The organism is Mesorhizobium sp. M1A.F.Ca.IN.022.06.1.1 (assembly GCF_003952605.1).
Taxonomy (GTDB): domain Bacteria; phylum Pseudomonadota; class Alphaproteobacteria; order Rhizobiales; family Rhizobiaceae; genus Mesorhizobium.
Map to the genome: position 1 here is coordinate 6,135,316 of NZ_CP034455.1, position 10,870 is coordinate 6,146,185.

Here is a 10,870-nt window from a genome sequence, read left to right on the forward strand (position 1 = left end):
AACCGTTTAAAGTTTAGTGAATGTGTTGACGTTTTGTTCAGCGTAACATCAGAACGGTGCATTCCTCGCCGGCTTCAGCCGCCGGTGCGAAGGGTTGGCGCACGATCAGGCCATTGGCATCGGCGAGCATCCTTAACATCGAGGAATCCTGGATGCCGAACGGTGTTGCGATCAACCCCCCGCATCTTCGCGGACCACGGCGCGGACATAGTCCTGCCTGAGATCGTTGGCGTGCATTGCGACGCCTAACCGGGCCGTGCGGATTTCCTGACGGCAGGACCGGCCGCCCAGCCGCGCCAGAAGCGGCTTCAGGAACAGCTGCGAGCAGACCAGGCTTGCGACCGGATTGCCGGGCAGGCCGATGCAGCGAATGTCGCCGAGCCGGCCAAACATCAGCGGCTTGCCGGGACGCATGGCGATCTTCCAGAAGTCGAGCTGCATGCCTTCGCCGGTCAGCACGTCATGGATCAAGTCGTGGTCGCCGACGGAGGCGCCGCCAAGCGTGACGATGACGTCGGCGCCGGCCTTGACCGCCTTCTTGACCAGGGCCGCGATCGCGTCCTTGCGGTCGGCGGCAATGCCGAGGTCGAGCGCGCGCGCGCCGACCGACTGGGCCGTAGCTGTGACGCCACAGGTATTCGACGAGATGATCTGGTCGGGGCCGAGCGCGCTGCCCGGCGGCAGCAATTCATCGCCGGTGGCGATGATGGCGAGCAGCGGCTGCCGCACCACGTTGAGACTCGGATGGTTGGCCGATGCCGCCAGCGAAAGCGCCGCCGGATCGAGCTGGCGGCCTTTTTCGAGGAGCAGGTCGCCCTCGCAGAAGTCGAGGCCGCGGCGACGGACGTTTCGTCCCTCCACGGTCGGCTCGGTCACTTCGATGCCGCCGCCGCCGAGATCGCGGACATTCTCCTGGATAACGATGGTATCGGCGCCTTCGGGGAGCGGCGCGCCGGTGAAGATGCGCACGGCCTCGCCCTTGCCGACAGAGCCGGTGAAGCCACGCCCGGCGGGCGCCATGCCGATCACGGAGAGCCGCGCCGGCGCCGAGGCTACGTCGGCGGCCCGCACGGCATAGCCGTCCATCGCCGACGCATTGAAGGGCGGCTGGGTGCGCAGAGCCACCACGGGGTCGGCCAGCACCCGGCCGGACGCGTCGGCCAGCGGCACGCTTTCGCCTGGCAGCGCGGTCGCGCCGTCCAACAGGCGTTGGAGCGCCTCGGCGACCGGAAGCAAAGCCATGCTAAGGACCTACCTTGTAGTCGCCCGACTTGCCGCCGGTTTTCTCGACCAGCCTGATGCCGGAAATCGCCATGGCGCGGTCCGCTGCCTTGGCCATGTCGTAGATGGTGAGGCAGGCAACCGACGCCGCGGTCAGCGCCTCCATTTCGACCCCGGTCTTGCCGGTAACCCTGGCAAGCGCGGTGACCCTCAGGCCGGGAAGCGCGCGATCGGGCTCGATCTCGACGGCAACCTTGGTGAGAAGGAGGGGATGGCAAAGCGGGATGAGCTCATGCGTCTTCTTGGCCGCCATGATGCCGGCGAGGCGCGCCGTGCCAAGCACGTCGCCTTTCTTGGCGTCGCCGGCCAGGATCATCTCCAGCGTTTCCGGCTGCATGGTGACATACCCTTCGGCGATGGCCGTGCGCGTCGTCTCGGCCTTGCCGCCGACATCGACCATGTTGGCTTCGCCCTTGGCGCCGAGATGCGTAAGCGCGGGCATCCTCAAACGGCCTCGGCCGGCGCCTTGCCCGTCAGCAGAAGGGCGGTCGCGGCGGCCACGTCGGCCTGCCGCATCAGGCTTTCGCCAACGAGGAAGGTGCCGATCTTGCTCTTTTCCAGCCGGCGGCAGTCCTGATGGGTGAAGATGCCGCTCTCGCTGACCAGCAGCCGGTCGTCCGGGACCATGGCGGCAAGCCTCTCGGAAACGTCGAGGCTGGTTTCGAAGGTTCTCAAATCGCGGTTGTTGATGCCGATCAGCCGCGACGAGAGGCGAAGCGCGCGTTCCATCTCCTGTTCGTCATGCACCTCGACCAGCGCGTCCATGCCGAGATCGAAGGCCGTGACTTCCAATTCACTGGCCAAGGCGTCGTCGACGCTCGCCATGATGATGAGGATCGCGTCCGCGCCCCAGGCGCGGGCTTCATGAACCTGATACGGGTCGAAGAGGAAATCCTTGCGCAGGGCGGGCAGGCCAACGGCGGCGCGCGCTGCGGTCAGAAAGCCGGGCGCGCCCTGGAAGGACGGTGCGTCGGTCAGCACCGAAAGACAGGCAGCACCGCCTTGCTGATAGGCCCTGGCGAGCGCCGGCGGGTCGAAGTCGGCGCGGATCAAGCCCCTGGAAGGGCTGGCCTTCTTGATCTCCGCAATCAGCGCGAAGCCGCCGGCCTTCCGCTTGGCCTCAAGCGCCGCAAGGAAGCTGCGCGGGGGTTCCGCATCCTTGGCCTTCGCCTTGACCTCGGCAAGCGGCGCGCTGAGCTTTGCGGCGGCGATCTCATCGCGCTTGTAGGCTTCTATCTTGCGCAGGATATCGGACAAAATTCTAACCGTTCGAAATCTCGATGAGCTTGTCGAGCACCGCGAGCGCCCGGCCGCTGTCGATGGCCTGCGCTGCTGCCTCGATGCCATCGCCGAGCGTCGTCGCCTTGCCGGCCACCACCAGCCCGGCGCCGGCATTCATCAGCACGGTGTCGCGATAAGCGCCGGCAGCGCCGCCCAGCATATCGCGCAATGCCTTGGCATTGTAGGCCGCTTCGCCGCCGCGCAGATCCTCTTTGTTATGCCGCTTCAGTCCGACCGCTTCCGGAGTGAGGGTAAAGGTGCGGATCTCGCCGCCGGCGAGCTCTGCGACCTGCGTCTCGCCCGTGGTGGTGATCTCGTCATAACCGTCGCCGTGCACGATCCAGGCATGATCGGTACCCAGCGCCTTCAGCGTCTCAGCCACCGGCATGATCCATTCGGGCAGGAAGACGCCAACCATCTGCCGGCCGACGCCGGCTGGATTCGACAGCGGCCCGAGCAGATTGAAGATGGTGCGCGTGCCGAGCTCGCCCCGGACAGGACCGACATGCTTCATCGCCGGATGATGCGCTGGCGCGAACATGAAGCCGACGCCGGCCTCCTGGATGCAGCGGCCGATCGTCTCCGGTGCGATGTCGACCTTGACGCCGAGGGCCATCAGCACATCCGCCGCGCCGGTCAGCGAGGACAGGCCGCGATTGCCGTGCTTGGCCACCGGAACACCCGCGGCGGCGATGACGAATGCCGATCCGGTCGAAATGTTCACCGAGTGCGAATTGTCGCCGCCGGTGCCGACGATGTCGATGGCGCCGCGCGGGGCTTCGACGCGGAGCATCTTGGCGCGCATCGTGGCGACCGCGCCGGAGATCTCGCTCACGGCTTCGCCGCGCACGCGCAACGCCATCAGGAAGCCACCGATCTGCCCCGGCGTCGCGTCGCCCGACATGATGATGTCGAAGGCCTCGCGCGCTTCCTCGAAGGAGAGCGCGGTGCCGGTCGCGACCTTGGCGATATATGTCTTAAGCGCGCTCATCGTGTCTGTGCTTGGGAAACGGCGGCCGGATCGATACGAACGTCATATTGCGACTGCAGCTGCGCCACCAGCTGATCGAGCAGGTCGTCGGATATGCCGGCGCTGAAAGATTTCTGCGCGTCTTCCGGGACAGAGCTGCCATCGGCACCGGCAGGTTCGAAGACTTCGGCAACCTTGAACAGGATCTGACCGTCGCCGGTGGGCGAGGGGATCAGGCCCGTGCTGCCTTCGCCGACGCCGAACATGGCCGCCGCGCCCTCCTTGCCGAAATCGGCATCGTCGGCTTCGCGCTTCAGGCCGCGCTTGGTCTGCTTCTCGAGCTTAAGCTCGCCCGCGATCACGTCGAGCGTCGCACCGGCCTTGAGGCGCTTTTCCAACTCCCCGGCCTTGGCGGTGAGCCGCTTGTCGGTCTCGGCCGCGGTCCAGTCGGCCACCACCTTCTGGCGAACCTCGTCCAGCGTGCTGTCGCGCGCCGGCGTGATCGACTGGACTTCATAGAAAACGAAGCCGTTGGCGGCAGTGGTCAGGCCTTCATTCTCGGTGTTCGGCTCGGCCTCGAAGACGGCCTTGATGAGGTCCGCCGATTGCGGCAGGTCGTTGACGATCGTGCCGTCCGGCCGCTGGCCGGTGCGGTCGATGGCGTCGATGGTGACGACCTTGAGCTTTAGCTTGTCGGCCGCCTGGGCAAGCGAGGCACCGGAAGCGCGGGTGTCCTCGTAGCTGTCGTGGACGTCGAGCAGGACGCGGCTTGCCTCGCCGAGCGCAAGATCCTTGCGGATCTGGTCGGACACTTCCGAAAGCGGCTTCACCACCTGCGGCTTGATCTCGGTGACGCGCAAGAGCACCGGGCCGAAGGCGCCCTGAACCACCGGGCTGACCTCGTTGACGTTGAGCGAGAAGGCTGCGTCGGCCACCGCCTTGTCGGCGATCTTGTCCTTTGCCAGCGTGCCGAGCACGGTGTCGGCCTGCGTCTTGCCCTCTGCGGTGACGATCTTGTCGAAGGTGGCGCCGGCCTTCAGGGAGTCAAATGCCGCCTTGGCCGCGTCCGGCGTCTTGAACACCAGCTGTTCGATGGTGCGCATTTCGGGCGTCGTATAGCGCGCCTTGTTCTTGTTGTAGTCGTCAGCGACCTGCTGATCGGTGACCGCCGTCGGGTCCATGATGTCCTGCGGCTCAAGCCGGATATAGGAGAATTTGCGGTATTCCGGCGCGGCGTAGTTCTTCTTGTTGGCTTCGAAATAGGTTTTCAGCGCGCTGTCGGACGGCGCCTCGATCGGCTGGACGAGTGTCTTCGGCAGGACGAGATAGTCGATCGTGCGGTCCTCTCCGCGATAGAGCGCGACCGCCTTCAGGAAGGTCTGCGGCGCCTTGAGGCCGTCGGAAATCGCCTCGACGATCTGTTGGCGGACCGCCACCTGCGAGCGGTTCTTCAGATAGTCCTCGGGTCGCATGCCGATCTGGCTCAGCAGATATTCGAAGGTCCTGCGGTCGAACTGGCCGCCTGGACCCTTGAAGGCCGGATCCTCGCGCGTCAGCTCGGCCAGCCGGTCCTTGGAAAGGCCAAGCCCGAGCTTGCGAGCCTGCTCGTCGAGAACGGCGCCGGAGACGAGCTGCGCCAGGACCTGGTTGTCGAGGCCGAGCAGCTTAGCCTGTTCATGCGTGATGCGCTGGCCATATTGCTGCGACAGCAGGTTGATCTGGCGATCGTAGGCGAGGCGGTATTCGTTGATCGAAACCGTGGTGCCGCCGGCGGTAATCACCGAATGATGGCCAGCCAAGCTTCCCGACAGGCGCCCGGAAATACCCCAGACGGCAAAGCTCACCACCAGCAAGGACAGCAAAGCTTTCGCGACCCAGGTGCCCGCCGCGCTTCTCAAAATACCAAGCATGCCCACTTCCGATCTTTGCGCATTTTCGCATGCGCCGACTCTGAAACAAGCGCAATAGCGTCCTTCCGGCCCACTGTCGATTGCTTTGTGGCCCGATTTTGATAGTGAGGGCGCTGCCTTATGTTGCCTGGAGAACTCGACGCCATGACCCCTGGAATCCGTCCGCTCGTTGCCGGCAACTGGAAAATGAACGGCACCAGCGCCTCGCTCAACGAGTTGAGGATGATCGGCAACGGCTTCATGAGCGGCCTCGATGCGGAGACGGAAGCCCTGGTCTGCGTTCCGGCCACCTTGCTTCACCAGGCCGCAGAGATCCTTTCGCGGACACCGGTTCGCGCCGGCGGCGAGGATTGCCACCCCAAGGAGAGCGGCGCCTATACGGGTGAGATTTCGGCCGAGATGCTGAAGGATGCCGGCGCAAGCCATGTCATCGTCGGCCACTCCGAGCGGCGCGAGCAATGCGGCGACGACGATGCGATCGTCAATGCCAAGGCTTCGGCCGCCTGGCGGGCAGGGCTGGTGGCCATCATCTGCATCGGCGAGACGCGCGCCGAGCGTGAAGCCGGCGCGACGCTCGATGTCCTGTCGCGGCAGCTCGACGGTTCCGTGCCGGCGAGCGCCACCGCCGCCAACACCATCATCGCTTACGAGCCCGTCTGGGCCATCGGCACCGGCCTGACGCCGACCGCGGCCGACGTCGCCGAGGCGCATGCCCATATCCGTGGCAAGCTGACGGCGCTGCTCGGCGATGCCGCGGCCAGAATGCGCATTCTCTATGGCGGTTCGGTCAAGCCGTCCAATGCTGTGGAGCTGCTCGGCGTCGAGAATGTCGATGGCGCGCTGGTCGGCGGCGCAAGCCTGAAGGCGGCCGACTTCCTCGCCATTGCCGAAGCCTATATGCACATGTCATAGCCGCAGACGGCGGCAGGGGCGCGGCCCAAATCGTTGCAATGGCCGCATTGCTCCCCATATTCCCGGCCACGGGCTTGGAAATGCCGCCAAAGCATTGTAAGGAGCCGCCTCCAAATCACCGGTCGTATGCGCGGCCGCGCAAGGCCTCGCCAGGATAAATTATGGAAACGGTACTGATCGTCGTTCATCTTATGGTCGTGCTCGCCCTTGTCGGCGTGGTGCTGCTGCAGCGCTCCGAAGGCGGCGGTCTCGGCATTGGTGGCGGTTCCGGTTTCATGACGGCGCGGGGCGCAGCCAACGCGCTTACCCGCGCGACTGCGATCCTGGCCGCGGCTTTCTTCGTGACCTCGCTCGCGCTCTCCATCCTTGCCCGCTACGGCGAGAAGCCGATCGACATCCTCGACAGGGCACCGGCTTCGACCTCGGGCAATGCCGGCAAGGGCGTGCTCAACCAATTGCCGGGCGCCACCGGTCCGGTGGGCAGCTCGCAGCCGGCGGCGCCGGCTGGCGGCACCGCGCCGGCCGCCCCGTCGGGCGAAACGACAACCACGACGCCGCTGTCGAATGGCGGCACCACCACGGCCCCGGCCACTGCTCCCGCAACACCGGCGCCCGCGAATCCGACCACGCCGCCGGCCGCGAACGGCGTTACCTTGCCGGTCACCCCGCAGGTTCCGAACCAGTAGCCGGACAAGCATTGCTGCCGCGATCTGTTGTTCTTTGAACACAGTCGCGGCAAATGCCGCTCGATCACGAAGATTCAACCAAATGTAACGCGTCGCTCAGCTTGAGGGCGCGCTGGCTAATCGATTATAGATTGCGCGCGGCACTTTTCGGCGTCCTTGGGGGGCGCCGGGCGACGCCGTTGGGCAACTAGCAAAGAAAATCGGATCTTCGCCATGCAGCTTCGCAGCTTCATCCTTTTGGGATTCTGTGCCGTATTCGGCATGGGCTCCGCGGCCTTTGCCTCACCGGCAAATCTGGCCGCTTCGCCGTCGGTAGAGAAGACCGACGCAATTCCCGTCGCCGCCAAGAGCGACGCATCGCAGCTGAGGCTTCTCAAGAAGAAGAAAAACCCGACTCCGGACGACCTCGCGCAGATCGAAAAGCTCGAGGCCAAGATCGCTGCCGACAAGGAAGCGGCCAAGCAAAAGGCGCTCGAAGCCCGCAAGCTGGCGATGCGTGAGGCGGCCAAGGCCAAGGCAGATGCGGCGCGTCAGGAATGGCTCTCCAAGAAGGGTTCGGCCGCGCCGGCCGAAGTGGCTGATGCGAAGCCCGGGAAGAAGACCGTCAAGATCATCGAACCGCTCATGCCCGTGGCGCCGATCGCCTCGCTCCAGGCCGAGGAGCCGATCCCGGCCGAGGCGATGAACATCACGGCCACCGGCAACAACGGTGAGTTGCGAAGCGAACAACCCGGCCAGAAGCGGGCGAGCAGCGGCGGCCTGTTCGCCGGCCTGTTCGGCGGTTCCTCGGTGACCTCGATCAACTATCTGCCGGAGACCCGCGCGCTTGATTCGGCGCTCGCCAAGAAGGATGCCAAGAGGCCGTTCAAGGTGAAGCCGGAGTTCGTGCCGCAGGACGTCGCCTTCACCGGCTATGAGCCCGGGACGATCGTCATCGACACGACTGCTCGCCGCCTCTACCTCGTCGAATCGTTTTCCACCGCGCGCCGCTACGCCATCGCAGTCGGCCGTGAAGGCCTGCAGTTCAAGGGGACGGTGGCCGTCGGCGACAAGCAGGAATGGCCACGCTGGATCCCGACGCTCGACATGCAGAAGCGCGAGCCGAAGCACTATGGCCAGTACAAGGACGGCATGCCCGGTGGCGGCGAAAACCCGCTCGGCGCGCGCGCCATCTACCTCTATGACGGCAAGAAGGACACGCATCTGCGCATCCACGGCACCATTGCACCGCAGTCGATCGGAACCAGCGCTTCCAACGGCTGCTTCCGCATGATCAACGAGCACGTCATGGATCTCTACAGCCGCGTCAAGATCGGCACCAAGGTCGTTATTATCTAACGCGTTGAAGCAAACTGCCGAAAGGGCCGGCACCACCGGCCCTTTTTCTTTGATCAAAGCGCGTCGCGTTAAAAGACGCTGGTGCCGCGCTTTCGAGTTTCTGTTCTGATGCCTGCCGTTCTCCCAAAACCACTGCACAGTTTTGGGCGGCATGCTTCAGAGAAATGCCCGTCCGGACACAGCGCCATCTGGGAAAAAGCCTTCGCGGCGGTTTTTTCTCTGGCGGAATCAATCAGGCCGCGTTAAGCGATGACTCCCATGGCGCGATATGTATTCATCACAGGCGGCGTGGTTTCCTCACTCGGAAAAGGCATCGCTGCAGCAGCTCTTGGGGCTCTTCTGCAGGCGCGTGGCTATCGCGCGCGGATCAAGAAGCTCGATCCATACCTCAATGTCGACCCCGGAACGATGTCGCCGTATCAGCATGGCGAAGTGTTCGTGACCGACGACGGCGCCGAGACCGATCTCGATCTCGGCCATTATGAGCGTTTTACCGGCCGCTCGGCCAACCAGCAGGACAACATCACCACCGGCCGCATCTACAAGAACATCATCGAGCGCGAGCGGCGCGGCGACTATCTCGGCGCGACCGTGCAGGTGATCCCGCACGTCACCGACGAGATCAAGCATTTCGTCCTTGAAGGCAATGACGATTACGACTTTGTGCTGTGCGAGATCGGCGGCACTGTCGGCGACATCGAGGCGATGCCGTTCCTGGAGGCGATTCGCCAGCTCGGCAACGACCTGCCGCGCAACAACGCGGTCTATGTGCATCTCACCCTGATGCCGTACATCCCTACCGCCGGCGAATTGAAGACCAAGCCGACGCAGCATTCTGTCAAGGAATTGCGCGGCATCGGCATCGCGCCCGACATCCTTCTGGTGCGCGCCGACCGGCCGATCCCCAAGGAAGAGCGCCGCAAGCTCTCGCTGTTCTGCAATGTGCGCGAGAGCGCCGTCATCCAGGCGCTCGACGTGCCGCACATCTACGACGTGCCGATGGCGTATCACAAGGAAGGGCTGGATTCCGAAGTGCTCGCCGCCTTCGGCATCGATCCGGCGCCGAAGCCGCGGATGGAGCCCTGGCAGGCGCTCTCCAGCCGCATCCACAATCCGGAAGGCGAGGTGACGATTGCCGTCGTCGGCAAATACACCGGCCTCAAGGACGCCTACAAATCGCTGATCGAGGCGCTGTCGCATGGCGGGCTTGCCAACCGCGTCAAGGTCAAGCTCGACTGGATCGAGAGCGAGATCTTCGAAAAGGAAGACCCGACGCCGTGGTTGGAGAAGGTGCACGGCATTCTCGTTCCCGGCGGTTTCGGCGAGCGCGGCTCCGAGGGCAAGATCCTGGCCGCGAAGTTCGCGCGCGAGCGCAAGGTGCCTTACTTCGGCATCTGCTTCGGCATGCAGATGGCCTGCATCGAGGCTGCGCGGTCGCTCGCCGGCGTCGAGCATGCCTCTTCCACCGAATTCGGCCCGACCGAGGAGCCGGTGGTCGGCCTGATGACAGAATGGCTGAAGGGCAACATGCTGGAGAAGCGCAGGGCTACCGGCGATCTCGGCGGCACCATGCGCCTCGGCGCTTATCAAGCCGACCTCGCCAAGGGGTCGAAGATCGCCGAGATCTACGGCGACACGCAGATCTCCGAGCGCCACCGGCACCGCTACGAGGTGAACATCGACTACAAGCCGCGGCTTGAGGATTGTGGCCTGGTCTTTGCCGGCATGTCGCCAGACGGGGTGCTGCCGGAGACGGTGGAATATCCCGACCATCCCTGGTTCATCGGCGTGCAGTACCACCCTGAACTGAAGAGCCGCCCGCTCGAGCCGCACCCGCTGTTTGCAAGCTTCATCGAAGCGGCGGTGGAGCAGTCGCGGCTGGTCTGAACGATCGGCCGGCGACCATGCGAACTTACGTCGCGCTGCTCTACAGCATCATCCTGGGCGAGGGGCGGCGCGTTGTCATGTCCGAGCTCAAGGCGATGGCCGAAGCCATCGGGCTGAAAAACGTCCGCACGCTGGTCGCCACGGGTAATCTGGTCTTCGAGGCGCGGACGGCCAGCGTTTCCGGTCTCGAACGGCGGCTGGAAAAGGCCTTCGAAGAGACTTTCGGCCGCCATGTCGATATCATCGTGCGCGGCGCAGAAGACTGGCTGAAGCTTGCTGCCGCCAATCCGTTCCCGGACGAATCGGCAAAAGCCGGCGATCAGGTCGCGGTGCGGGTGATGCGCCGGCCGGCGCCGGAAGAAGCCGCAGCGGCTCTTACAGCCTATGCCGCCGCGGACGAGAAGGTGCTGACGGTCGACGGCGATATTTGGGTCGTCTTTTCGCGCGAGCGGCCAAGCTCGCGGCTGCTCGCCGCAGCAAACCACAAGCGCATGGGGATCGGCACATCGCGCAACTGGAACACGGTGCGCAGACTGTCCGAGATGGTCGCCAAATAGGTTGAAATAAGGGTGGCTTTCGCCGCCCCGACTACGCAAGTCTCAACC

9 protein-coding genes and 1 pseudogene are annotated in these 10,870 nt (G+C 64.6%); 5 read left to right on the forward strand and 5 right to left on the reverse strand.

Features of this window, described 5'->3' with window-relative positions; all coding sequences use genetic code 11:
- Positions 1–37 precede the first annotated feature (37 nt).
- The 5 genes and pseudogenes from glp to EJ078_RS29220 form a co-directional block, all read right to left on the reverse strand.
- Positions 38–1,242, reverse strand: a pseudogene (gene glp, locus EJ078_RS29200) (gephyrin-like molybdotransferase Glp).
- A gap of 1 nt (position 1,243) precedes the next feature.
- Entirely contained in the window at positions 1,244–1,723 is a 480-nt protein-coding gene (gene moaC / locus EJ078_RS29205; RefSeq protein ID WP_095825377.1) for a cyclic pyranopterin monophosphate synthase MoaC, read from the reverse strand.
- Positions 1,724–1,725: 2 nt separating this feature from the next.
- Entirely contained in the window at positions 1,726–2,541 is an 816-nt protein-coding gene (gene trpC / locus EJ078_RS29210; protein ID WP_067320163.1) for an indole-3-glycerol phosphate synthase TrpC, read from the reverse strand.
- Position 2,542: 1 nt separating this feature from the next.
- Positions 2,543–3,553, reverse strand: a complete 1,011-nt coding sequence (gene trpD / locus EJ078_RS29215; RefSeq protein ID WP_067319924.1) for an anthranilate phosphoribosyltransferase — start codon at positions 3,551–3,553, stop codon at positions 2,543–2,545.
- Entirely contained in the window at positions 3,550–5,442 is a 1,893-nt protein-coding gene (locus tag EJ078_RS29220; RefSeq protein WP_127216131.1) for a SurA N-terminal domain-containing protein, read from the reverse strand. The genes trpD and EJ078_RS29220 overlap by 4 nt, the downstream gene beginning before the upstream one ends.
- Positions 5,443–5,586: 144 nt before the next feature.
- On the opposite strand from EJ078_RS29220, the gene tpiA reads away from it, so the two are divergent.
- From tpiA to EJ078_RS29245, 5 genes are all read left to right on the forward strand, one after another.
- Positions 5,587–6,354 carry a triose-phosphate isomerase gene (gene tpiA, locus EJ078_RS29225; RefSeq protein ID WP_066992805.1) on the forward strand — a complete coding sequence of 256 codons (768 nt, stop codon included), beginning with the start codon at positions 5,587–5,589 and terminating at the stop codon, positions 6,352–6,354.
- Between the two features lie 161 nt (positions 6,355–6,515).
- On the forward strand, positions 6,516–7,040 hold the full coding sequence (gene secG / locus EJ078_RS29230; RefSeq protein WP_127216132.1) for a preprotein translocase subunit SecG: 525 nt from the start codon (positions 6,516–6,518) through the stop codon (positions 7,038–7,040).
- A 213-nt stretch (positions 7,041–7,253) separates the two neighbouring features.
- Positions 7,254–8,378: a L,D-transpeptidase gene (locus EJ078_RS29235; RefSeq protein ID WP_127216133.1), complete on the forward strand. Its 1,125-nt coding sequence runs from the start codon at positions 7,254–7,256 to the stop codon at positions 8,376–8,378.
- A gap of 249 nt (positions 8,379–8,627) precedes the next feature.
- On the forward strand, positions 8,628–10,265 hold the full coding sequence (locus tag EJ078_RS29240) for a CTP synthase (RefSeq protein WP_127403782.1): 1,638 nt from the start codon (positions 8,628–8,630) through the stop codon (positions 10,263–10,265).
- A 17-nt stretch (positions 10,266–10,282) separates the two neighbouring features.
- On the forward strand, positions 10,283–10,822 hold the full coding sequence (locus EJ078_RS29245; protein WP_067319938.1) for a DUF1697 domain-containing protein: 540 nt from the start codon (positions 10,283–10,285) through the stop codon (positions 10,820–10,822).
- Positions 10,823–10,870 lie beyond the last annotated feature (48 nt).